We start from the raw sequence: 23,324 nt of genomic DNA on the forward strand, positions 1-23,324 counted from the left end.
GCCGACTGTTAGGCAACTGATATATTAGAACTATTGCCATAGTATGTTGGAGATCACATAGTCGTCAACAGGTCCGGGAAACTCATCCATGGGACCGTGGTTGTGACAACGGGAGAGAGCAATGAGCGCCGCACTGGAAGCACTGGAATCAGCTCCGCAGGGTACGTCCCTCGCGGAGAACGCCTACCTGCTGCTGCGCGACAGGCTCATCATGCTGGACGTCAAACCCGGCGACCCCATCAACGACGGGCAAATTGCCCTGGAGCTCGGCATTGGGCGCACTCCCGTCCGCGAAGCCATCAAACGCCTCGAAAGCGACCACCTCGTGGTGTCCTACCCCCGGCGCGGCACGTTCGCCACCGGCGTGGACATCACCCAGCTCGCCGAAGTCTCCGAAATCCGCGAACTGCTTGAACCGCTCGCTTCCAGGAAAGCTGCCCGCATGGCCAGCCCCGCCATGCGTACCGAGCTCCGCGCCGTCGCCGCCGCGATCCGGGATCTTGAAGGGCAGGACAACTCCTCCCAGGAACTCATGCGCTACGACATCCAAGTGCACAGGCTCATCTACAAGGCCTCCGCCAACGCGCATCTTGAAGACGTCCTCATCCGCTACGACAACCTCGCCACCCGCATCTGGTGCCACATGCTCGAGAAGATGCCCTCCGTGTCCGGGCACATCTCCGAACACGCAGACCTCCTCACCGCCATTGCCGACGGCGACGAAGACCGCGCCGCCGAGCTTGCCCTGCACCACGTGGTCAGCTTCGAAGAGACCATCCGCAAGGTCCTCTAGGCTTCCTGTCCTGCCGCACTCCCGCCTTCCGGCGGCGGGCTCATCCTCTGCGCGCTCGGTCGTTCCTCCCTTAGACGCGCGCTGCCGGGACAACCCCACCCCCTCCCGATCCTCTCTCACGTCCCTCGTGTTTGAGCGGGTCGCTCTCTCACGTCCCTCGGGTTTGGGCCCGCCCCTCTCTCACGTCCCAGTGCGTGGGCCCGCCCCTCTTCTCCTTTGGGGTGCTTATTCCATCGCCCGGGTGCGCACTAGGGCTCAGGCCTCGATGCTGCCGGTGCCTAACTACGGCGAACTTTCTTCAAGGAAGTGAGAGAGCGATTGGTTGAAGGGCTAGGGATGTGAGAGAGCATCGAATGGGCGAATAATGCGTTCTGCGCAACGTCGATGCGCTCATTACAACAAAACTCCTTCGCACACGATGTGCCGCTCTATCGCAAGTGACTTACTTAATCTCTCAAAACAACCCTTGACCGTGGCGTCGCTCACACATACGCTGGTGCAACAGCGTTGCGTTGAATGCAACCCCAATGATTTTGGTGGACACATGAGCAATGAATCCTCTGTGGCAGCCGAGCAAGGCACAGCACCTGCTTCCGGCGCCAGCCACAACAACAGCCAAACCCCCAGCCCCAACCACACGGTCAGCAAGGACACTCGACGGCGAGTGGTCACTGCCAGCTTCATCGGCAACTTTGTTGAGTGGTTCGACTACGCCGTTTACGGCTACCTGGCCGGCATCATTTCTACAGTTTTCTTTCCGGAGTCGGACCGGCAGACAGCTCTCCTGGCAACCTTCGGTGTCTTCGCCATCAGCTTCTTCGTGAGGCCGCTTGGTGGGTTCATCTGGGGCCATATCGGTGATCGCCTCGGACGAAAGCAGGCGCTCTCCCTTTCGATCGTGCTGATGTCAGTGGCCACGTTCTGCATCGCACTGATACCGGGCTACGCCACCATCGGCGTGATGGCGCCGATTCTGCTCCTCCTCGTAAGGGTCGTCCAAGGCTTCTCCGCGGCCGGCGAGTACGCAGGGGCGTCCGCCTTCCTGGTGGAATATGCGCCGGCGAACCGGCGCGGACTCTATGCCGCCGTCGTGCCTGCCAGTACCGCAGCGGGACTGCTGCTGGGATCCCTCCTGGCCGCCCTGCTGAGTTCAGTCCTGACCGCGGAGCAGCTCAACGAGTGGGGCTGGCGGCTGCCCTTCCTGCTGGCGGCGCCCATGGGCCTGATTGGCCGGTACATCCGAACAAAGCTGGAGGACACCCCGGCGTTCCGGGAACTGGCCGAGAAGGACGACGGCGTCAAGGCACCCGCGCTGGCAATGTTCAGGACGTACCGGAAGCAGCTCATCATTGCCACGGGTGCGGTGCTGCTCAATGCGGTGGGCTTCTACGTGATCCTCAGTTACATGCCCACGTACTTGTCGGAGGAGTTGGGCTTCGGTGCAACGGAGTCGTTCCTGGCCACCACCATTGCCCTGGCAAGCTACATCGGATTCATCTTCCTGACGGGCATTGCCTCGGACAAGTTAGGCCGCAAACGCATGCTGATCACCGCGTCGGTCCTCTTCATACTGCTGACGGTGCCGGCGTTCATGCTCCTGGACACCCGCAACTTCCTGGTGATCGTCCTGGTTCAGATCCTTCTGGGCGGAATGCTCACCCTCAACGATGGCACCCTGCCCAGTTTCCTCGCCGAACTCTTCCCAACGAAGGTCCGGTACACGGGCTTCGCCGTCAGCTTCAACCTCTCGAACGCCTTGTTCGGCGGCACCGCGCCGTTCATGGCCACCCTCCTGATCGGTATGACCGCCAGCAAGCTGGCACCCGGTTGGTACCTTGTGGCCGCCGCCGTAGTTTCCCTCATCGCAGTCCTGTTCGCCGCCGAGACTTCCAAGAAGCCTCTGCTGCAGGACTAGGACAACCCACCCATTGAAAGGAACCACCATGACCATCACCCAGAACGAGGCCGTCAACGACGTGGCCAAGCTCGAGCGCACCAAGGTCCTCAACAATGGCGACAAAGTTTCGCTGACCTTCTCCGATGCGGAGTTCCAGCGCCGCCTCGCAGGCCTCCGCCGGATCATGGCCGGGAAGGACCTCGACGCCGTGGTCCTCACCAGCTACCACTCCATCAAGTACTACTCCGATTTCCTCTTCACCTACTTCGGCCGCTCCTACGGCATGGTGGTCACCAAAGATGACACGGTGACCATTACGGCAAACATCGACGCCGGTATGCCTTGGCGCCGCAGCTACGGCGACAACCTGGTGTACACGGATTGGCGCCGGGACAACTACATCCACGCCATCCAGGAAGTCCTGCGGACCCGCGGGATCAACCCGCGCCGCATCGGCGTCGAAGATGACTCCCTGCCATTGGACAACCGCAACAAGATCCAGGCAGCCTTCTCCGGAGCGACGCTGGTCGACGTCGCGCAGGCGGCGATGCGTCAGCGCATGATCAAGTCGGATGAGGAGATCGCGGTTATCAAGCACGGCGCCCGCATCGGCGACTTGGGCGGTGAAGCCATCCGCAACGCCATCACGGCAGGCATTACCGAGTACGAGGTTGCGTTGATCGGCACCGAAGCCATGGTTCACGAGATCGCCCGCACGTTCCCGGACTCCGAAATCCGCGACACATGGGTCTGGTTCCAGTCGGGCATCAACACCGACGGCGCCCACAACTGGGCCACCACCCGGAAGATCCAGGAACACGACATCCTGTCCCTGAACTGTTTCCCCATGACCAGCGGCTACTACACGGCGCTGGAGCGGACCCTGTTCTACGGCGAACCGGATGCCCGATCCCTGGAACTGTGGAACATCAACGTGGAGGTCCACAAGCGCGGCCTTGAACTCATCAAACCCGGCGCCGTCTGCAAGGACATCGCTGCCGAGCTCAACGAGATCTACGTCAGCCACGGCTTGCTGGCCAACCGCACGTTCGGATACGGCCACTCCTTCGGTGTGCTGAGCCACTACTACGGACGCGAAGCCGGACTGGAACTGCGCGAGGACATCGACACCGTGCTGGAGCCGGGCATGGTGGTTTCCATGGAGCCGATGATCACCGTGCTGGACGGGCAGCCGGGAGCCGGCGGTTACCGCGAGCACGACATCCTGGTGGTGGGCGAGGACGGTGCGGAGAACATCACCAAGTTCCCGTTCGGTCCCGAGTACAACATCATCGGAGCCTAGTGGTCCGGCCGGTGGATACAGCGTGGTGTCCACCGGCCGCACCTCCCTTCCCAACTAAACCCCGTGCCCCGGCGAAATATAGTGAACCCATGACTCCCACTGATTCCAGCGAAGCTCCTGATACCGGCAACGGCAACGGCGACAGCAAAAACACCTCCGTCATCGTCAACGCCATTGCCGTGTTGAGGAGCTTCACAGCTGATGAACCGCTTCTGGGAGTCACCGAAATCGCTGGGCGGATCGGCCTGCACAAGAGCACCGTCAGCCGCATCCTGGCGACGCTGGAACAGGAAAACCTTGTAGAGCGCGACGTCGATTCGCGCAGGTTCCGCTTGGGCCTGGGGATGATCGCCATGGCGGGCCCCCTCCTGGCGGAACTCGAAGAGCGCCGCGTGGCCTACCCGGTGCTGCGCGAACTGACTGAGCGGACGGGGGAGACCAGCGCGCTCATGGTGTGGAACGGCAACGAGTCCATGTGCGTGGAACAGATTCCCAGCCGTCACCAAGTCAAGCACCTCACCCCCTTGGGTGCCAGGTACAACGAAGCACTGAGCTCCTCAGTGCAGGTGTTCCTTGGCTCGGAGAACGAGGACCGTGTGCGTCAGCTGTTGCGCAGCGGTTCCATCACCCTTCCCGGTCTGGACGAGGACGCTATTGAGACCTATCTGGCCCGGGTGGGGGAGTCAATGAAGCGCGGCTGGGCCGTGAACTTCGGGGAGACGTCCATTGAGGAAGTGGGCGTGGCCTCGCCCGTTTACGATCATCGCGGCGACATCGTTGCGTCCGTCCTCATTCCGGCGCCGAAATTCCGTGTTTCGCAGGACACCCTGAACAGCCTCGGTGAAGCCTGCGCCGCAGCCGCGGCCAAGGTCACCACACGGCTGGGTGGCCGCGCGCCGCGCTAAGCCGTAAACCGCCGTCGAGTTGGCATGTGATGACAATCCCGGGCGCGAACATTGTCATTAAGTGGCATCTCGGCGAAGGGGGGGCGCCGAAACAAAACGGCGGCCATCCCTCAAAGGGGACAGCCGCCGTCGTTGTTCTATAAGACGTGCGGAAGGGGCTTAAATCTTCCGTCGCGCCGGGGTTTCGTCCATGGCATCCCTGCCTAACCAGGCGCCCAGACCGATCATGGCAACACCAAGGATGAGGTGCAGCCAGTTGTCAGCCGTGTTGAACGGGACAAAATTGGCACCTGTTTCCTGGTTGATGACCAGGCCATAGATCCAAAGAACGATGTATACGGCGCCGCCGCCCAACAGGAACAGGCGGGCCATGCGAGCGTTCCTTGCCATGGCCAAGCCGGCCACGCCAAACAGCAGATGAACGATGTTGTGGAGTACGGACACTTGGAAGACTCCAAGCAGCATGGCGCCGGATTCATGTCCCGCAAAGGTCATGGCGCCGAAATTGGTGGTGATCCCCGGGATGAAGCCCAGGACGCCTACCAGCAGAAATACAATGCCAACGCCCATGGCGGTGTTGTGAAGTGTCAACCCCATCATGTGGTGGTGTTCGGCGGGGTGCGAAGCGGTGGTCATCAAGTCCTCCCTTTCACGCTGTTACCCGGCTCTTCTCATGGAGAGCCGACCTGCGGCAAGGGGTGTGGCAAAACCTTGCCGACGCCGCCATAATACTCCTGAAATGCCTCCGATAGCAGGGGATGTGCCCAGTTCAGCGGCGGTTAGCATGGATTTATGAGCCAAGCTCCCAACGGACGTGTGCACACGATCTTCCATGACACCCGGGATTTGACGCCTTTCCGCGAGGGCTATGTTCGTACGCCTGTGCGAGGACTGGCTGACGGCATGAACGACGTGCTTTCCGGGGTGCTCGGTGGTCGTGACCAGGCGCGTTTGTCCGTTACCGGAAATGTCCCGCGGTTGAAGATGCTGTCCTCCAAGACGGCGAAGGCCATGCACGAGGCCGTGTTTACGTCCACCGACCCCGATCCTCTGTTGGCTTTCGGCCGCATGAATCCCGGATGGGCGGGGCTGTGCCACGTCATGGCGGGCCTGCTCGCCTACAAGCACGGCGGGTTCCTGCGCGCTTCCGAGCTGCTGCAGCGCGGTTTAACAACAAGGATCGACGACGACGCCAGCCAGTTCTCGGCAATGTACCTTGGGCAGGTGGTCACCCGGGTTGAGGTGGCCGAGCGCATTGAGGTTCCGGTCCTCTTCAGCGAGGAATCCGTGTTCCTGGCGTTGTCCCATTGCCTCCGCGAAATGGGCATGACCGAGGCGGCGTTGGAAGCGGTGGTGACGTTGCCGCCGTCGTTGCCTTCTGCGTTGGCGCGTTGCACGGCGGCGTTCGCTGTGGAGCGCCACCGCGACGTGGTGCTGTGGACGGAGGGTTTGCTGAACACGGACGATCTCTCGGCGGCGCTTCTGTTAATACGTGCGCGGTCACAGCGGGCGAGGGGTGACTTCGAGTCGGCCCAGGTGGCCTTGAAGGAAGTGCTTCGGCGCAGGAAGACTAATCTGGCGTTGAAGAATGACGCGTTGACGGACCGGGCGTTGTTAGCCCTTGACCAGGGCCGCCGTACGCTGACTCCGCGGTCCAAACGGCAGGCCCCGCCTGCTGAGTTGGAGACCTTGGAAGTGATCCGTAAGGACGCTGAAATGCGGCGTCTTTGGGAGAACGACTTCCGGAATCTGGGCGGCGGGTAGAAAAGCCATTGTGCCTTCCGTGGGAGAGGCGTACTCTCTTAATCAACCAATCAGTTGATCAACGATTTAGTTGATTATAGATTGATTGCTACGAAAGGCGCACGCGGCAATGGAATCAGATACTCAGGGCCCGGACACCCTGGACAGGGCGTTCATGGCTTTGGCGGATCCGGTGAGGCGGGCCATGGTGGCCCGGCTGTCCCGGGGGGACGCCACGGTCAACGAGCTCGCTGAACCATTCGCCATCACCAAGCAGGCGGTTTCCAAACACATACAGGTCCTGGAACACGCAGGATTGGTCACCCGATCGCGGGACGCCCAGCGCAGGCCTGTCCATTTGGATGCAGCCGCCTTGGAGCGGTTGACCGCCTGGATTGACCAGTACCGGCTCATTGCCGAGTCCCGCTTCCGGCAGCTGGACCAGCTGCTGGGTGCAGGCATTCCGCACGAGGAACAAACAAGGAAAGAGGAACCGAAATGAGCAATCCAACAACCATCACCGCTGATAGTGGCGTGCCGTTCGTTGACACGGTCCGCGAATTCGACGCTCCCGTCAGTGCAGTTTTCAAAGCCCATGTTGACCCGGACCTCCTGGCCAAATGGTTGGGTCCGCGCAGCACGACGACCAAAATTACCGAGTACAACGCCACCACAGGCGGCAGTTGGCGCTACGAAAGCGGTGACGATAGTGGGATGTACGGCTTCCGCGGCGTTTTCCACACCGTTGAATCCGACGCCCTGATCATCCAGACCATCGAGTTCGAGGGCGCACCCAACCAGGTGGTCATCAGCACCACCACGTTCGAGGAAATCGATGGCAGAACGCGGATGTCAGCCCACGAGGTTTACCCCTCCGTTGAAGCCCGGGACATGGCATTGGCCACGGGAATGGACTACGGCGTGATCGAAGGATACGAGCGGTTGGATGAACTGCTTGCCGCCTAAGCTCCCGCCGGCTGTAGAAGCGGTAGGAGTTGCTCCGACAGCAGCACTGTCCCCAACCCGATCATGATGATCCCGCTGACAAGGGTCACCACGCGGGCAGCGCCGGGCCGGGATGCCAGCAGCTTCCTGGAGGTCAAGGCGACGGCCGTGTAGACCATCCCGGCAAGGATGACGAAGGTCAGGCCCAAGAGGCCCGACTGGACCGGAACGGGCAGTGCTGCCTCGGGGCTCACGAACTGAGGCACCAGCGCCACGAAGAAAAGCAGGCCCTTGGGATTGATACCGCTGGTGCCCATGCCCTGAAGGAACGTGCGGAGCTGGTTATCGGACTGCACGACGCCGCCTTCCGCACTGTAGCTCGCGCCTCGCCAGGAGCGGATGGTAGCCACGCCGAGCCACAGGAGGTAGGCGGCTCCCGCGATGGTCAGCCACCCGAGAAGCCCGGGAACTCGAGCAAGCAGGGCCGCCAACCCGGCCGCCATCAGCAAGGTGTGGATCACATATCCACTGCACAGCCCGGCGACGGCGGGGACGAAACTGCGTTGCTTGAGCCCGGCCGAGATCGAGTAGGCCCAGTCGACGCCGGGCGTGCACGCCAAACTCACGGCGACGATCATGAAGGCCAGGAACAGCTGGGGGTTCACGTTTTCTCTCCAGGGCTAGGTGGTAGGAAAACTCTAGGGAAAATCAGCCCATAAGTGTTCCCATTTTTAGCCCGCTATTCCCTGTTCTGGGTAAGATTATTGCGTGATCGACGGAATCGACAGAAGTATTTTGCGCCACCTCAGAGAAGACGGCCGGATGACTGCCACGGCTCTTGCCTCGAAGGTGGGCTTGACGGTGGCTCCCTGCCATCGGCGTCTCCGTGATCTGGAGTCCTCGGGGGTGATTCGCGGCTACCGTGCAGACATCGATCCTGCGGCTGTGGGGTTGGGTTTTGAAGCGATTGTTTTTGTCACGCTCAAACAGGTGGAACGCACCATCATGGCGGAGTTTGAGGAGCGTGTGGCAGCCAGTCCCAACATCGTGGAGGCCCAGCGGCTTTTCGGGTCCCCGGATTACCTGCTCAAGGTCATTGCTGCGGACCTCCCCGCCTATCAGCGGTTCTACGACGACGAACTGGCGGCTCTTCCCGCGGTGGAGCGGCTTACGTCGACGCTGGTGATGAAGAACCTGAAAACCAACGTCGGACCGCCGGTCTAGGGCCCTACTCCTTGAGCAAGCCAGTGGTCCGGTACGGGATCACTTCCCGGAGGAACATGCTGGTGGATGTGCGCACTATCCCGGGGCACAGGCGAATCTCTTCGGATACCCGGTAAAGATCGTCCGGACTCTTGGCCACCACTCTGATGATGAGGTCGGTATCTCCAGCGGGGGCGTGGCATTCAAGGACTTCGGGGATGTCCCGCAGGGCCGCGATGGCCTCGTTCAAGTGGCTTTGGTCCAATTCGGCGCTGACAGCCGCAGCCACACCACGCCCCAAAGCCGAGGGCAGGACCCGGCTGCTGTTGGGGCGAAGGGCTCCGGACGCCGTCATTCGTTCCAGGCGCGACTGAACTGTTCCACGAGCGAGGTGCAGCTTCTGGGCCAGCACCATGATGGGCACGCGTGGATCCTCGTCCAAAGCAGCGAGGATCCGGCGGTCCGTGGCGTCGAGTTCCTGCAATGTGACCACTCCCTGACTAAGTTTTCGCACCAGACTGGTCAGATCGACCAATGATTGTGATGTCCGTTGCACCAACTGTATGTCTCCTGCTCAAATGGTGACAACGAAGCAGGTCGAGGCTACCGCCGAAACCCGCAGGCACCAGGACCCCGGAACACCACCCGGAGCCCTGCACAGGTTTCCCGCAAGGAAGCAGCCGCTGATTGACTCTTGTTCACAGCATTGTCATTCTGCACCCGCCCCTTCACCCGGGCGTCACAGCAAGAGCCCCTGAGCTACCGGATCGTTGCGGTAGCTGAGGGGCTCTTGTGGTTGGCTTGGATCATGACTCCAGCTGGCCGCTTCGCCCCGAGCCCCTCCGGCGAATTGCACGTCGGCAACCTTCGCACAGCAATTCTCGCCTGGCTGTTCGCGAAGTCCAGTGGCCGGGACTTCCTGCTGCGCGTCGAGGACCTGGACCGTGCCCGGTCCGGCGCTGAAGCGGAGCAGCTCCGCGACCTGCAGGCTGTGGGCGTCAGGTGGGACGCCGCCGTCGTACGCCAAACTGAGCGAGGCACGCTGTACGCCGCGGCGATTGAGCGTCTTACCGCCGAAGGCCGGACCTACGAGTGTTTCTGCACGCGGCGCGAGATCCAGGAAGCGCCGTCCGCGCCGCATGCGCCGCAAGGCGCCTACCCCGGGACGTGCCGGCGACTCTCTCACGCCGAACGCGAGATCCGGCGAGCGACGCGCCCGGCATCCATCCGCCTGCGGTCCGACGTTTCAGAGTGGGCTGTTGAGGACCAGTTGCACGGCCACTATGTGGGTGTTGTGGACGACCTTGTCCTGCGGAGAAATGACGGCGTCACAGCCTACAACCTCGCTGTAGTTGTTGACGACGCAGCCCAAGGAATTGACCAGGTGGTGCGGGGCGATGACCTCCTCCCGTCCACCCCTCGGCAGGCCTACTTAGCGACGCTGTTGGGGCTGCCGGCCCCTGAATACGCCCACGTTCCGCTGGTGGTAAACCACGACGGCGTCAGGCTGGCAAAGCGCGACGGTGCCGTCACGCTGAGCGACCTCGCCGCCGTCGGAATTCCCGCCGAACGCGTGCGTGACCTGGTCCTTGCGTCCCTCCGCTTGCCTGCCGGAACACTGGAAGAGGCCTTGCCGCGATTCCGCCCACAGGAGCTCCCCGGAGAGCCTTGGGTGTGGAAAACTCCCCGGGCCTGAACCCGTTGCCGCGTAGGCTGTCTGGATGCAGTCACAGCTGATCGCCCCAGGTTTCGAACCCGTCGCCGAGCTCTTCGGCAGTTTTCTCGAGCAGGACCCTGACTACTCCGCGCAAGTTGCGGCCTACCACCGCGGCGTCAAAGTACTGGACCTCAGCGGCGGTCCGCACCTCCGCCCCGATTCGGTCACAGGCGTCTTCTCGTGTTCCAAAGGCATGGCCGGCCTGGTCATGGCGTTGCTCGTCCAAGACGGCCAGTTGGACCTTGAAGCGGACGTGGTTAAGTACTGGCCCGAATTCGGTGCTGAGGGCAAGTCGTCCGTGACCGTTGCCCAGCTTCTTTCGCATCAGGCCGGGCTCCTTGGCGTGGAAGGCGGCCTGACCCTCCACGAGGTCAACAACTCCGAGCTCGCAGCCGCCAAGCTCGCCCCACTGCCGCCGCTGTGGAAGCCCGGAGCCGCGTTCGGATATCACGCGCTGACCATTGGCATTTTCATGGAAGAGCTGTGCCGCCGCATCACTGGTTCCACGCTGCAGGAGGTCTTCGAGCAGCGGATCCGTGCCGTGACCGGCGCCCACTTCTACCTTGGCCTGCCCGATTCCGAGGAGGCCCGCTTTGAGCCGTTCCGCTGGGCGGCCGATCCCTCGTGGCCATGGGTGGACCCGGCCAGCCACTTCGGCTTGGCCGCCAACGCGGCCGTGGGAGACATCCTTGATCTTCCCAACATCAGGGATGTCCGGGCTGCCGGCATGAGTTCGGTGGCCGGTGTTGCCAGCGCCGAAGGCATGGCCAGGATCTATGCGGCCGCATTGACCGGGTTGGAAGGCGAAGCTGCCATGCCGCCACTTCTGACGGAGGAGACCATCAGAACTGTGTCCGCTGAGCAGGTCTTCGGGATCGACCGCGTGTTTGGCGAGACGGGCTGCTTCGGCACCGTTTTCATGAAGTCCCACACGCGGATGCCGTTCGGCAGTTACCGCGCGTTCGGGCACGACGGCGCCAGCGCGTCTTTGGGCTTCGCGGACCCCGTGTATGAACTCGGCTTTGGGTACGTGCCGCAGACTGCCGAGCCCGGGGGCGTGGGGTGCCGCAACTTCCTGTTGAGCTCGGCGGTCAGGGAAGTGATTGCTGGCTTCGCGGCTTAGGGAAGCTGGAGCTGTGCGGCCGGGACTCCGGACGCCATTCCTGCCCACAAAGTGTCGGTGGTAGCGGTGATGACGTCCTCCACTGAATTTCCGTCCACCTGCCCGCCAGCTGCCAGAAGGGCTGTGCCATGGAGACTCACGAAGCACACCATGGCCAGTGTTTCGGGGTTGCCGGCAGCCAGGGCGCCGGCCTCTTGTGCCTCGGCGATCATGGCTTGGGCGAGGTGTATTCCTTGTACTCCGGTGTTCCGCAGCTCATCGCTGGAGTCTGGGTGGTGCTTGGTGGAGTACATCACCGTCAGTAGGGCGGGGTGTTCCACGGCGAAGTGGACGTAGGCCTTCCCAACGTTGACGAAACGGTCGCGGAGGTCTTCACCGGACTGGGCGGCGTCCTGGATGAGGCGGTTCATTGACTCGAAGCCAGCCAGTGCCACGGCGTCGATCAGGGCCTGCTTGTCGCGGAAGTGCTTGGCCGGGGCGCCGTGGCTGACGTTCACGTCGCGGGCCAACTGCCGCAGGGAGAGTCCATCCACGCCAGCTTCTTCGATGGTTTCCATGGCGCGTTCCAGGAGGGCTTCCCGGAGTTTGCCGTGGTGGTAGGGCTGGTCAGTCATGGCTTAAGTCTAGGCCAATGTAGTCATTGACAACAAAGTAGACACTGCCTACCATGTAGACAGCGACTACATTAGGTACGCCTCAACCGATGGGACCCACCAATGACCATGACCTACGCAGGAACCACTGCACTCATCACCGGTGCCAGCTCCGGCCTCGGCGCCGAGTTCGCCGGACAGTTTGCTGCCCGGGGCTCTAACCTTGTCCTGGTAGCCAGGCGTGCAGACCGTCTTGAAGAGTTGGCACAGGATTTGCGCTCCCGGCACGGTGTCACCATTACTGTCGTTCCCCTGGACCTGGGCCGGCCCGGTGCCGGACGCGAGCTCTTCAGCGAACTGTCCGGGCGGGGAATCACCGTGGACACCTTGATCAACAACGCGGGATTCGGAACCCATGGTCCGTTGGTGGAGGAAGACCCGGACACCATTGCCTCTGAGATCTCGCTGAATGTGGCCGCCCTCGTGGATATAACCCGCGCCTTCCTGCCAGCTCTGCTCGCCTCCGGAAAGGGTGCGCTGGTGAACGTCGCCAGCACTGCCGCTTTCCAGCCCATTCCCGGCATGGCCGTGTACGGCGCCACCAAGGCCTTCGTCCTGAGCTTCACCGAAGCAGTGGCCCACGAAACTAAAAACTCCGGGCTCAACGTCCTGGCCCTTTGCCCGGGTGCGACGCGCACTGAGTTCTTCGACGTCCTTGGCGGCGACTCAGCAGCCGTCGGCAAGATGCAGACCTCCGCGCAGGTTGTGGGAACAGCGCTCAAGGCTTTGGATCGCAAGGACACTCCCGGCAGCGTGGTCTCCGGTTGGGTCAACCGCGTCGCTGCAGGTTTCGCGCAGCGCCTGCCCAGGGCCGTCACCGTCGCCATTGCTGCTCGCGCCGTTCAGGACTGGTAGGACTGGCGGGCCGGTCTTCAGTGGCGGGCCGGTGTTTCGGGTTTCGGAACAGCGGATAGCCTGAAGGGGAGGACCGATCCCCGCCGGTCCCTCTTCAAGCCGGAGGCCAGCATGACCGAACCACGCTTTACCGTAGAGACAGCCCAGGTTTTGGCCGAGGTGGCTCACAATCGGCAGAAGGACAAGCTCAAACGGCCGTATCGGGATCACGTCCTGGCCGTGGGTGATGCGCTCGCCGACTTTGATGAAGACATCCAGATCGCCGGCTACCTTCACGACATCGCCGAAGACACCCCCATCACCCGGCAAGCCCTGCTGGAAATGGGGGTGTCCGAGCGTGCGGTTGACATCATTGAGCGCGTCACCCGCCGCTTCCATGATGATCCGGATGATTACGACGCCGGTATCCGCTTCGTCGCGGAGGACCACGACGCAACGTTGGTGAAGATCGCCGACAACGCCCACAACTCCCTGCCCGAGAGGGTCAAAGCGCTTGCCGAGAAGTGGCCGGACAAGCCTCCGGTAACCCGCTACGCCGATGCCCGCCCTGTGCTGTACACGGCCGTTCCGCGCGAAGAGGTCCGGATGATCCTGGAGCGGATCAACCCGTACCTGATCCCGGAGCTGGACGAGATCGTTCCCGAGTAGCCCCGGTTGCACTTAGCCGCCCGTTGTGGGGCCTGTTTTGCGTGTTTGATGGGGGATTTGGGGTGCAGAGTGGGCCTCGCAACGCGAGTGGTCTGAGTTGTGGGGCCTGCTTTGCGTGCTTGGCGGGGGATTTGGGGCGTAGAGCGGGCCTCGCAACGCGAGTGGGAGGGCTTAGCCCGCGGCGGTTTCCAGCCGACGGAGGGCGGCTGCCCGGCCCTTGTGCCCGCGGCGCTCGTCGTAGGCGATGGACAGGCCCATGACCAGCATCATGGCTAGCATGCAGATGGGCACGGAAGCGCCCGCAGCGGCTATGGCGATGCTTGAAGCCAGTCCCAGTACCACCAGCGTGGTGCTCCAGAAGTGTTCCCGATCCACGCCGAGCAGGATGCCGTACAGGGTACTGAGCGATACCTTGAACACAATGATGGGGATGGCGATGGAAGCCACGGCGGCGGCCGCGGGAATGTGGGCTTCGTGGTCAATGTAGTAGGCAGCAACGTGCAATCCCGCGCCGGTAGCGGCAATCGCTGCGAAGATCGGCATGTGCCCGTAGCCGAACACCCATGAACGGTGCCGTTGAACGTGCAGAGCCGGGCCTGAGGGCAGGATGAAGTAGATCCACCACATGGCGAAGGCCAGGCCGGTGCCGCTCAATCCAACGAGCGCTGCATCCATGGACCACTGGTGGGTGGCCACAATGGCTCGCAGGGTTTCAATGGCACCAATCAAACATTCGCCCAAGGCAATGATCGCCAGGAGCCCGTACCGTTCCGCGATGTGGTGGGCATGCCACGGGGTTCGGATTTTGCGTTCGGCGAAGTAGGGTGCCGCCATTTCCATGACGAACAACGGGGCGGCCATGAGGAAGGTGTTCAGGACACTCGCGTCCACCAGCAGCACAACAACCCAGCCCACCTGGACGATCGCCACGTACTTGGCATAGCGCAAACAGGTTTCTCGGCGTTCGGGATCCTGCCGCGCTGCACGCAGCCATTGGAAGATCAAGGCCACCCGCATGACGATGTAGCCCAGCACCATGGTGAAGTTATCTACGTGCCTGCCCTCGATGATGGAGTGAAAAACGGGTTCAATGCCCATGGCAAGAATGAGGACACCGACCATCTGCACCATGGTGACGACGCGGAACACCCAGTCGTCGGTGTCGTAGGCGCTGGCGAACCACGTGAAGTTAATCCAGGCCCAAATGACCGCGAACATGGCGAAGGAGAAGGCGAGGAGACCGGGCCAGAAATGCGCTTCCGCCACAGCGTGGGCGAACTGGTTACCGGCAACACCGAAGGCGATAACGAAGGTCAGGTCGAAGAAGAGCTCCAGCGGAGTCGCGGTGCGGTGCTTTTCATGGGGATCACGGCCGCCCATGCGGGAAAGCGCATGGCGAAGGGGATTCAAGGACATGGCTCAAAGATTACCGCTGCCCATGTCTCCTCGCCGAGATCGCCGGAATGCGTCGAGACCGCTGGAGAGTTCCGGCGATCTGACACGGTTCCGGCGAACTCGGGAAGAGAGAAGGCTATACGCGCCCCAGAACGTCGATGTCTTCGAGGAAGTCCTGGTGCACCTCGGGACTGACGGTGGTCCGGGTGTCGCCGATCGCGTCGAGGTAGTCCTGGGTGACCGGCCCCTTCCGCCCGTTGGACGCAACGCCAGCCGAACCGCCCGAAGCAGGGTCGTCGTCGTACACGGCTTTTTCCAAAGCCCGCTGGGAGGCGCTGCGGGCGGCGAACTCGATGTCCGCGGGTGAGAAGCCCTCGGTCCGTTCCACCAGCTGGGCAATATCAACCGAGTCCACCACGGAGGCAGGGATGAATCGCTGCCACATGGCTTCGCGGGCATGGACGTCCGGGAGTCCGATGGGGATGACGTAATCGAACCGGCCGTGGCGCAGGAACGCGGTGTCCAGTGCGCGGATGAAGTTGGTGGCGCACACCAGCAAACGGCCGGGCTGTTCGCGGAAGGCCGGGATGATTTTGAGGAGCTCGTTGGTGACGCCCTGCAACGGCGACGGCGGATCACCGGCACGTTGGGACGCGATCTCCTCCACTTCGTCGATGAACACTACGGCGTGTTCCAGCTCGGCGATTTCCAGAAAGGTCTCGCGCAGCGCACCCGCCAGGCCCTTGGGATCGGCGGCCAGGCGGGAGGGAAAGACCTCAACGAACGGCCACTCCAAGCGGGAAGCGATGGCCTTGGCGAAGGTGGTTTTACCGGTGCCGGGAGGGCCGAAAAGCACCACGGCCCGGGGTGGAACCACACCGTATTCGTCGGCGAGGTCGGCCTCGGCCAGGGGGAGTACCAGGCGACGTTCCAGGAGTTCCTTCTCGCGGCGCATGCCCGCCACGTTCTCCCAGAGATCGCGGGCAAGGATGCGGCCACCCAGCAGCCCCAACGCTCCGAGTTCCTGCCGCTGAACGGGAATGGTCCGCTCAAAGTAGCGCAGGTTCTTCTTCACCACGAAGCCGCGGCCCAGGAACGCTTCCACCCGCGTTTCCGTTTCCGGCATGAGCGCGGAGAGTTTGTTGAGGCCGTGCGGCGCCATACGGTTCTCGACGGCGGACAGCAGCGAGGTGCCGATCCCACGGCCGCGGAACTCAGTGAGCGTGGCCAGGAAGACGATCCAGCCTTGGTCGTGCGCGGCGCGTCCGACGGCGGCACCCACCACCTGCTCTCCCTGCACCGCTACCACCGCATGGTCCTTTTCGCAGGACGCCAGGACCTCCGACAACGCGTACACAGGCTCCACGCCGTCCGCCTTGAGTGACTCCCAGAGGTGCAGGATGCCGTCCAAATCGGACGAGTGAAAGTCCCTGATGCGCCAGTTGCTCATGGCTGTATCTCCTGAGTCTGTTAAGTGAGTCGCCGTTGATCTCTTGGAGTTGAGCATAGGCGAAGCATCGCTGCAGGAGGTTGCGGGCCCGTTGCGTTACGAAACGGGGTTGCGTTACGAAAGCCGGACTGAACCAGCCCTTACTGAACCGGCCGCAGCCGCAGACCTTGCATGCCGCCGTCGACCGCCAGTGAGGTTCCCGACGTCGAACCGGACAGCGGGCTCGCCAGGTAAGCGACGGCGCCGGCCACCTCGGCAGGGTCCACCATCCGGCCGTGTGGTTGGCGGGCGTTAAGGGCAGCGCGCTCGCCTGCGGGGTCGGCTGCGGAGTCGAGCAACCGGCCGACCCACGGGGTGTCCACGGTGCCGGGGTTCACGCAATTGACGCGGATGCCCTCACGGATGTGGTCCGCGGCCATGGCGAGCGTCAGCGACAACACTGCACCTTTCGATGCCGAATACAGGGCACGCTGCGGGAGGCCGGCCGTGGCCGCGATGGAGCAGGTGTTCACGATCGCGGCCGCCGGGGATGTGCGCAGATACGGCAGGGCGGCGCGGCTGACGCGCGCTATGCCCACCACGTTGACGTTCAGGACACGCAGCCATTCGTCGTCATCGTTGGCCGAGATGTCTCCTTGCGCGCCGATGCCCGCATTGTTGATCACGATGTCCAGCCCACCGAAGTGCTGCACTACGTGCTCGACGGCGGTACGCACCGACGCGTCGTCGGCTACGTTGCACTGCACCCCGAAGTGCGGGCTGCTTTCGGGTGCGAGGTCCAGGACCGCAACCTGTGCACCCCCGGCGACGAGGCGGTCCGCGATGGCTGCCCCGATTCCGGAGGCGCCGCCGGTCACAAGTGCTGTCAGTCCGTGGAACTCGTTGCTCACCGAGGGTGTCATGGCGGGCTCAGGCGTTGATGCTGACGGGGGCGGTTGCCCCGGACCGGGAGCCGGCCTGTGCGCGGAAGTACTCCTGCCGCTGGCGTCCCAGCCCTTCGATTTCCAGCTCCACCACATCGCCGGGCTGGATGAAGGGGAAACGGCCGGACAGTGCCACGCCCTCGGGGGTGCCGGTGATGATGATGTCGCCCGGTTCCAGGACCATGTACTGGCTGAGGTGGTGGACGATCGTGGCGGGGTCGAAGATCATGTCCGAGGTATTGGAATCCTGGCGTGGTTCGCCGTTGACCAGTGTCTGGAGGCGCAGGCTGCGGGGGTCGAGGTCGGCAGCGGGAACCAGCCACGGGCCCAGGGGAGTGGAACCGGGGAGGGACTTGCCTTTGGTCCACTGTCCGGCAGCGCCAGGAATCTGGTAGTCGCGCTCCGAGAGGTCGTTGGCCACGGCGTAGCCCGCGATGCAGTCTTCGGCGTCGGAGACGGAGGAAAGGTATGACGCTTCCCGGCCGATCACGATGGCTAGTTCCACTTCCCAGTCGTACTTTTCCGACGACGGCGGGATGGGGGCGGCGTCGAACGGCCCGGCGATGGTGTTGCTCGGCTTCAGGAACACCACGGGAACTTCGGGCGGGGTGGCGCCGGATTCGGCGGCGTGGGCCGTGTAGTTGAGACCGATGGCCACTACGGCGCCGGGACGTGCCACGGGTGCGCCGATGCGCAGGCCCTCCGGTGAGATTTCCGGAAGTTCCCCTTTGTTCAGGGCTTCGCGGGTCCGTCCGATGCCGTCGGAGGCGAGGAAACCGCCGTCGATGTCGGTAGTCAGGGCCGTAAGGCTGAAGTATTTCTCGGTGCCGTCGGCGTCCTGGGCAATGACGGCCGGTTGTTCGTTTCCGGCTGTACCCAGCCTGGCGAATTTCAAGGTCATGGCTTCCTCCGTGCGTTCGGGACTAACATCCGAGCTCTAGTGTGGTGTTTTCACCCATAATACGGAAATGTGACCCATTGACAAGGTAGACATCGGATGTTTAGGCTCGGTGAAGAATCGTGACGCACTTCAGGAGCCGCATGAGCACCATCACCGCCGTGGATACGTTCGATATCCGCTTCCCCACATCCCTGGAACTGGACGGCTCGGATGCCATGAATCCGGACCCGGACTACTCCGCCGCGTACCTGATCATCCGCACCGACGCCGGCGATCATCTCGAAGGCCATGGCTTCGTTTTCACCATTGGACGCGGCAACGAGGTGGAAACCGCAGCGCTTGATGCTTTGCGCGGTCACATCCTCGGCCGGTCAGTTGAGGAGCTGCTCAATGACATGGGCGCCACGTGGAAGCTGCTGGCACACGACTCCCAACTGAGGTGGCTGGGGCCCGAGAAAGGCGTCATGCACATGGCAATCGGCGCCGTGGTGAATGCGCTGTGGGATTTGAAAGCCAAGCGTGCAGGACTGCCCTTGTGGGAGTTGCTGGCCGGAATGACACCCGAAGAACTCGTAGCACTGGTGGACTTCCGCTACCTCACGGACGCGCTGACTCCGGACGAAGCGCTGGCCATCCTTCGCGCCGCCGAGCCCGGCAGGGAAGCGCGCACAGCGGCACTTCGCGCTGAGGGCTACCCCGCATACACCACGACGCCGGGATGGCTGGGTTACAGCGACGAGAAACTGACGCGGCTGGCCAAGGAAGCCGTGGCTGACGGATTCGCCCAGATCAAGCTGAAAGTGGGCGCCTCCTTGGAGGACGACATCCGCCGCGTCCGGGCAGCCCGTGAAGCCGTGGGGCCTGACATCAAGATCGCGGTGGACGCCAACCAGCGCTGGGACGTCCAGGAAGCCATTGACTGGATGGCCCACCTTGCCCCCTATGACATCGCCTGGATCGAGGAACCCACCAGCCCGGACGACATCCTGGGCCATGCCGCCATCGCCCGGGGAGTGGCGCCAATCCCCGTGGCCACCGGCGAGCACGTCCAGAACCGTGTGGTGTTCAAGCAAATGCTCCAGGCAGGCTCGCTCCAGGTCCTGCAGATCGATGCCGCCCGCGTGGCCGGAGTGAACGAGAACATAGCCATTCTCCTGCTCGCTGCCAAGTTCGGCGTGCGCGTATGTCCGCATGCTGGCGGCGTTGGGCTCTGTGAAGCCGTGCAGCATTTGTCCATGTTTGATTTTGTTGCCGTGTCCGGAACCAAAGAGGATCGCACGATTGAATTCGTGGACCACCTCCACGAACACTTCATCACACCCGTGGTGGTCCACAGCGGCGCGTACTGGCCGCCGTCGAACCCTGGCGCTGGAAACGAAATGCTCCGTGAAACACTGGCCGCGTACAGCTTTCCCCACGGCCCCGTCTGGAAGGAATCCCGTTGATCCGGCACGCACCTTGGTTTGAAGAAGCACGCCTTGGCATGTTCGTGCATTGGGGCCTCTACGCGCTCCCGGCACGGCACGAGTGGGTGATGAACCAGGAAGAAATCACTGTGGAGGAGTACTCCAAGTACTTCCAACGCTTTGATCCGGACCTCTATGATCCCCGCGAGTGGGCTCGTGCTGCCCGGGACGCCGGCATGAAGTACGTAGTCCTCACCACCAAGCACCACGACGGCTTCTGCCTCTGGGATTCCGCGCTCACGGACTACAAAGCCACCAACACGCCCGCCGGCCGTGACCTGATCGCGCCCTATGTGGAGGCACTCCGCGCCGAAGGGCTCAGGGTGGGCTTCTATCACTCGCTGATCGACTGGCACCACCCGGACTTCACCATTGACGGGGTACATCCGCAACGCAACAGCGCCGACGTCGAGAGCCTGAACGCCGGACGCGATATGGGCCGCTACCGCGAGTATCTGCACGGCCAGGTGCGGGAACTCCTGAGCAACTACGGAACCATCGACTACCTGTTCTTCGACTTCTCCTACGCCGACACCAAGATCGCCGAATTTTGGGGCGGCAAGGGCAGCGATGACTGGGACTCCGGGAAACTGCTGGCGATGGTACGGGAACTTCAACCCGGGATCGTGGTCAACGATCGCCTGGGTATCCCCGGGGATGTGGTCACACCTGAGCAGTACCAGCCCACCGAACCCATGATGCTCGACGGCGAAGCGGTCACCTGGGAGGCCTGCCAAACGCTGAACGGGAGTTGGGGGTACCACCGCGACAACCTCAACTACAAGACCGTGGACCTGCTCATCCGCATGCTGGTTGACGGGGTATCCAACAACGGGAACCTGCTGCTCAACATCGGCCCCACGGGACGCGGGAGCATCGATCCGCGTGCGCTGTCCTCATTGAAGGGCATCGGAGAGTGGATGAAACTGCACTCCCGCTCCATCTACGGAGCCGGTCCCGCACAGTTCATCGCTCCGCCGGATGCCCGGTACACCCAGCGGGGAAACCGGCTCTACGTCCACCTGTTCGCCTGGCCCTTCGAGTACATTCACCTCCCCGGGCTCGCAGGGAAGGTGGAGTACGCCCAACTCCTCAACGACGCATCCGAGGTATTCCTCCAGGAAGTGGACCCGGACCAGGAAGCCTTCAACACTATTCCCGGGGGCCAACCGCCGGGCACCCTCACCGTGAAACTCCCCGTTCAACGGCCTGATGTGGCGGTTCCCGTCCTGGAGCTCTACCTCAAGGACGCGGCTCGTGACTGAAAGCATCGCCCTCCACACCCGCCTCAAGGCCGGAACGGAAGCAGAGTACGCCGACGCCCACGCCAACATTCCCCCTGAGCTGGTAGCAGCGCTCAAAGAGGCCGGCGTACGGAACTGGCGGATCTGGCGCAGCGGACTCGACCTCTTCCACGTGGTGGACGTGGACGACTACCAAGCGATGCGGCATGCACTCGCCCACCATCCGGCCAACGTGCCGTGGCAAGCGCGAATGGCCGAACTTTTGGAGGTCCAGGACGATTACTCAGGGGAGGATGCGGGTATCCAGAAAGTATGGGAACTGCCATGAACGCACATGAGCTCGGCGAGCTCGGCTTCGGCAAGCTCGGCTTCGGCAAGCTCGGCTTCGGCGGGGCGGGCATAGGAAACCTCTACCGGGCCATCCCCGACGGAGAAGCGCTCGCAACAGTGCTGGCAGCCTGGGACGCCGGAATCCGCTACTTCGATACCGCACCCCACTACGGCCTGGGCCTGTCGGAGCAAAGATTGGGCGCTGTTCTCCGGGACAAGCCCCGCGAGGAGTTCGTCATCTCCACGAAGGTGGGCAGGCTTCTGGAACCCAACGCCAGCGGTGGACAGGACCCCGAGGGTTTCGACGTCCCCGCCGCCACCCGGCGTGTATGGGACTTTTCCGAAGCGGGCATCCGGCGCAGCATCGAGGACTCCCTGGAACGGCTCGGTTTGAACCAGGTGGACATCGCCTACCTCCACGACCCCGACGTCCACGATCTGCAGGCCGGAATCTCCCAAGGCCTTCCTGCTCTGGAGAAGCTGCGCTCCGAGGGATTGGTCCGGGCCATTGGTGTCGGCATCAACTCCGCCGAGGCAGCGTTGGAATGCGTCGAAGCCGCCGACTTGGACCTCGTGATGCTCGCCGGACGGTACACGCTGCTTGAGCAGCCCGACGTCCCGCTGCTTGAACGCTGTCTGGAGCGCCGCATCGGCGTCGTCAGCGTTGGCGCCTACAACTCCGGCCTCCTGGCCCGGCCCGACGTCCCCGAAGACGCCCATTACAACTACGATCAGGCCCCGCCGGAGGTGCTGGAACGGGCGCGTGCGCTCGCGGCCGTCTGCCGCGATTTCGGCGTGGAACTCCCGACGGCGGCACTTCAGTTCCCGTTGCGGCATCCGGCAGTGGTGAATGTGACAGCCGGGGCGACTTCCCCTGAACAGGTGGCCACGAACTCGGCCCGTATGGAGGCGCCCGTACCGGAAGGGCTGTGGGAGGCTTTGGGGCGTGTTGGGCGGTGATTGATTCGCACCTCCACTTGTGGACCCTGGACTCTTTCGTCACCGGCGGTGCGCGGCCCTATTCGTGGCTTGGTCCGCAGCATGGTGCTCTCTTCCGCAGTTTCGGCGAAGATGAGGCGCGCGAGGCGTTGGACGCTGCCGGGGTCAGGGGAGCCGTTCTGGTGCAGGCCGACGACGCCGTTGCCGACACCGAGAGCATGATGGCCATTGCCGCGCGGAATCCCTGGGTGTTTGGAGTGGTTGGCTGGATCAGGTTGGATGCGCCGGCCGAAGCTGCGGAGCAGCTGCACCGGTTCTCTGCCCACCCGGTGTTCAAGGGAGTGCGGCACCTGCTGCACGCTGATCCGCGAAGCGACTTTCTGGATCTACCCACTGTTCGGGAGTCCCTGGCGTTGATGGCTCAGCGCGGGCTCACCCTGGACATCCCGGATGCGTTCCCCAGGCATCTTGGTTCTGCGGTTCGGCTCGCCCGCGACATGCCGGAACTGACCGTTGTGCTGGACCACCTGGGTAAGCCGCCGCTGGCTGATCCTGAGCTCATGGTCTCGTGGCGGGCGGACTTCATGGCGCTAGGGCGGGAAACGAACTCGGTGGCCAAACTGTCCGGACTGCACCTGCCCGGGGTTGAGTACACCCCGGATGCGTTGCGTTCCCTGTTCGAATCAGCGTTGGAGGCTTTCGGTCCCGAACGCTTGATGATTGGCTGTGACTGGCCAGTGAGTACGTTGGGTGCACCCTATGGCCGGACGCTGGATGTGCTGCTGGAACTGGTGTCCTCGTTGACTCCCTCGGAGCAGGAACTGATTCTGGAGGAGACGGCCATCCGGGTCTACGGCTTGGGAGCCACCCCTTCGGCCCAGGGTTAGAGTG

At 63.0% G+C, this 23,324-nt stretch carries 25 protein-coding genes; 17 read left to right on the forward strand and 8 right to left on the reverse strand.

Going from position 1 to position 23,324, the window contains the following annotated elements:
* Positions 1–121: 121 nt before the first annotated feature.
* From AR689_RS19180 to AR689_RS19195, 4 genes are all read left to right on the forward strand, one after another.
* Positions 122–793 carry a GntR family transcriptional regulator gene (locus AR689_RS19180; RefSeq protein ID WP_062072715.1) on the forward strand — a complete coding sequence of 224 codons (672 nt, stop codon included), beginning with the start codon at positions 122–124 and terminating at the stop codon, positions 791–793.
* Between the two features lie 544 nt (positions 794–1,337).
* On the forward strand, positions 1,338–2,708 hold the full coding sequence (locus AR689_RS19185) for an MFS transporter (protein WP_062072717.1): 1,371 nt from the start codon (positions 1,338–1,340) through the stop codon (positions 2,706–2,708).
* A gap of 28 nt (positions 2,709–2,736) precedes the next feature.
* Positions 2,737–3,993, forward strand: a complete 1,257-nt coding sequence (locus AR689_RS19190; protein ID WP_062072719.1) for an aminopeptidase P family protein — start codon at positions 2,737–2,739, stop codon at positions 3,991–3,993.
* 89 nt (positions 3,994–4,082) lie between these two features.
* Positions 4,083–4,898: an IclR family transcriptional regulator gene (locus AR689_RS19195; protein WP_062072721.1), complete on the forward strand. Its 816-nt coding sequence runs from the start codon at positions 4,083–4,085 to the stop codon at positions 4,896–4,898.
* Between the two features lie 159 nt (positions 4,899–5,057).
* Here the strand turns inward: AR689_RS19195 and AR689_RS19200 are convergent, their stop codons facing one another.
* Entirely contained in the window at positions 5,058–5,534 is a 477-nt protein-coding gene (locus tag AR689_RS19200) for a DUF4383 domain-containing protein (RefSeq protein ID WP_062072723.1), read from the reverse strand.
* Between the two features lie 156 nt (positions 5,535–5,690).
* On the opposite strand from AR689_RS19200, the gene AR689_RS19205 reads away from it, so the two are divergent.
* From AR689_RS19205 to AR689_RS19215, 3 genes are all read left to right on the forward strand, one after another.
* Positions 5,691–6,662: a hypothetical protein gene (locus AR689_RS19205; RefSeq protein ID WP_062072725.1), complete on the forward strand. Its 972-nt coding sequence runs from the start codon at positions 5,691–5,693 to the stop codon at positions 6,660–6,662.
* Between the two features lie 109 nt (positions 6,663–6,771).
* Positions 6,772–7,143 carry an ArsR/SmtB family transcription factor gene (locus tag AR689_RS19210; RefSeq protein ID WP_062072727.1) on the forward strand — a complete coding sequence of 124 codons (372 nt, stop codon included), beginning with the start codon at positions 6,772–6,774 and terminating at the stop codon, positions 7,141–7,143.
* Entirely contained in the window at positions 7,140–7,607 is a 468-nt protein-coding gene (locus AR689_RS19215) for an SRPBCC family protein (protein WP_062072729.1), read from the forward strand. The genes AR689_RS19210 and AR689_RS19215 overlap by 4 nt, the downstream gene beginning before the upstream one ends.
* Here the strand turns inward: AR689_RS19215 and AR689_RS19220 are convergent.
* Positions 7,604–8,251: a LysE family translocator gene (locus AR689_RS19220; protein WP_062072730.1), complete on the reverse strand. Its 648-nt coding sequence runs from the start codon at positions 8,249–8,251 to the stop codon at positions 7,604–7,606. The two genes, AR689_RS19215 and AR689_RS19220, sit on opposite strands and share 4 nt — an antisense overlap.
* 103 nt (positions 8,252–8,354) lie before the next feature.
* Between AR689_RS19220 and AR689_RS19225 the strand changes: the two genes are divergently transcribed.
* Positions 8,355–8,810, forward strand: a complete 456-nt coding sequence (locus AR689_RS19225; RefSeq protein ID WP_082698072.1) for an Lrp/AsnC family transcriptional regulator — start codon at positions 8,355–8,357, stop codon at positions 8,808–8,810.
* A gap of 4 nt (positions 8,811–8,814) precedes the next feature.
* Here AR689_RS19225 and AR689_RS19230 read toward each other — a convergent pair whose 3' ends face one another.
* Positions 8,815–9,273 (reverse strand): Lrp/AsnC family transcriptional regulator, encoded by a 459-nt coding sequence (locus tag AR689_RS19230; RefSeq protein WP_197412971.1) that lies wholly within the window; start codon positions 9,271–9,273, stop codon positions 8,815–8,817.
* A gap of 324 nt (positions 9,274–9,597) precedes the next feature.
* On the opposite strand from AR689_RS19230, the gene gluQRS reads away from it, so the two are divergent.
* Both gluQRS and AR689_RS19240 read left to right on the forward strand, forming a co-directional pair.
* Complete coding sequence (gene gluQRS, locus AR689_RS19235) at positions 9,598–10,485, forward strand: tRNA glutamyl-Q(34) synthetase GluQRS (protein ID WP_062073899.1); 888 nt, start codon at positions 9,598–9,600, stop codon at positions 10,483–10,485.
* A gap of 25 nt (positions 10,486–10,510) precedes the next feature.
* Positions 10,511–11,629, forward strand: coding sequence for a serine hydrolase domain-containing protein (locus tag AR689_RS19240; RefSeq protein WP_062072734.1), 1,119 nt, complete (start codon positions 10,511–10,513; stop codon positions 11,627–11,629).
* On the opposite strand, the gene AR689_RS19245 is transcribed toward AR689_RS19240, so the two are convergent.
* Complete coding sequence (locus AR689_RS19245; protein ID WP_062072736.1) at positions 11,626–12,243, reverse strand: TetR/AcrR family transcriptional regulator; 618 nt, start codon at positions 12,241–12,243, stop codon at positions 11,626–11,628. The two genes, AR689_RS19240 and AR689_RS19245, sit on opposite strands and share 4 nt — an antisense overlap.
* A gap of 102 nt (positions 12,244–12,345) precedes the next feature.
* On the opposite strand from AR689_RS19245, the gene AR689_RS19250 reads away from it, so the two are divergent.
* Together AR689_RS19250 and AR689_RS19255 are read left to right on the forward strand one after the other, a co-directional pair.
* Positions 12,346–13,137: an SDR family NAD(P)-dependent oxidoreductase gene (locus tag AR689_RS19250; protein WP_062072738.1), complete on the forward strand. Its 792-nt coding sequence runs from the start codon at positions 12,346–12,348 to the stop codon at positions 13,135–13,137.
* Positions 13,138–13,248: 111 nt separating this feature from the next.
* Positions 13,249–13,785 carry an HD domain-containing protein gene (locus AR689_RS19255; protein WP_062072740.1) on the forward strand — a complete coding sequence of 179 codons (537 nt, stop codon included), beginning with the start codon at positions 13,249–13,251 and terminating at the stop codon, positions 13,783–13,785.
* A gap of 171 nt (positions 13,786–13,956) precedes the next feature.
* Here the strand turns inward: AR689_RS19255 and AR689_RS19260 are convergent, their stop codons facing one another.
* The 4 genes from AR689_RS19260 to AR689_RS19275 all read right to left on the reverse strand — a co-directional run bounded on the left by AR689_RS19260 (position 13,957) and on the right by AR689_RS19275 (position 18,454).
* Positions 13,957–15,201, reverse strand: a complete 1,245-nt coding sequence (locus AR689_RS19260; RefSeq protein WP_062072742.1) for a low temperature requirement protein A — start codon at positions 15,199–15,201, stop codon at positions 13,957–13,959.
* A gap of 115 nt (positions 15,202–15,316) precedes the next feature.
* Complete coding sequence (locus tag AR689_RS19265) at positions 15,317–16,630, reverse strand: ATP-binding protein (protein ID WP_062072743.1); 1,314 nt, start codon at positions 16,628–16,630, stop codon at positions 15,317–15,319.
* Between the two features lie 140 nt (positions 16,631–16,770).
* The gene (locus AR689_RS19270) at positions 16,771–17,532 is read right to left on the reverse strand and encodes an SDR family NAD(P)-dependent oxidoreductase (RefSeq protein ID WP_062072747.1); all 762 of its coding nucleotides are present in this window, start codon (positions 17,530–17,532) and stop codon (positions 16,771–16,773) included.
* 7 nt (positions 17,533–17,539) lie between these two features.
* Complete coding sequence (locus AR689_RS19275; protein ID WP_062072749.1) at positions 17,540–18,454, reverse strand: fumarylacetoacetate hydrolase family protein; 915 nt, start codon at positions 18,452–18,454, stop codon at positions 17,540–17,542.
* A 140-nt stretch (positions 18,455–18,594) separates the two neighbouring features.
* On the opposite strand from AR689_RS19275, the gene AR689_RS19280 reads away from it, so the two are divergent.
* Genes AR689_RS19280 through AR689_RS19300 form a run of 5 tightly spaced genes read left to right on the forward strand, consistent with a single transcriptional unit; the run spans position 18,595 to position 23,320 of the window.
* Complete coding sequence (locus tag AR689_RS19280) at positions 18,595–19,899, forward strand: L-fuconate dehydratase (protein WP_062072750.1); 1,305 nt, start codon at positions 18,595–18,597, stop codon at positions 19,897–19,899.
* The gene (locus tag AR689_RS19285; protein WP_062072752.1) at positions 19,896–21,185 is read left to right on the forward strand and encodes an alpha-L-fucosidase; all 1,290 of its coding nucleotides are present in this window, start codon (positions 19,896–19,898) and stop codon (positions 21,183–21,185) included. The genes AR689_RS19280 and AR689_RS19285 overlap by 4 nt, the downstream gene beginning before the upstream one ends.
* A complete protein-coding gene (locus tag AR689_RS19290; protein ID WP_082698074.1) occupies positions 21,178–21,492 on the forward strand; it encodes an L-rhamnose mutarotase in 315 nt (104 codons plus the stop codon). Before AR689_RS19285 ends, AR689_RS19290 begins: the two co-directional genes overlap by 8 nt.
* Positions 21,489–22,454 carry an aldo/keto reductase gene (locus tag AR689_RS19295; RefSeq protein ID WP_062072756.1) on the forward strand — a complete coding sequence of 322 codons (966 nt, stop codon included), beginning with the start codon at positions 21,489–21,491 and terminating at the stop codon, positions 22,452–22,454. Before AR689_RS19290 ends, AR689_RS19295 begins: the two co-directional genes overlap by 4 nt.
* Positions 22,451–23,320 (forward strand): amidohydrolase family protein, encoded by an 870-nt coding sequence (locus AR689_RS19300; RefSeq protein ID WP_062072757.1) that lies wholly within the window; start codon positions 22,451–22,453, stop codon positions 23,318–23,320. Before AR689_RS19295 ends, AR689_RS19300 begins: the two co-directional genes overlap by 4 nt.
* Positions 23,321–23,324 lie beyond the last annotated feature (4 nt).

Origin of the sequence: Arthrobacter sp. EpRS71 (genome assembly GCF_001512285.1) — a bacterium.
GTDB lineage: Bacteria > Actinomycetota > Actinomycetes > Actinomycetales > Micrococcaceae > Arthrobacter.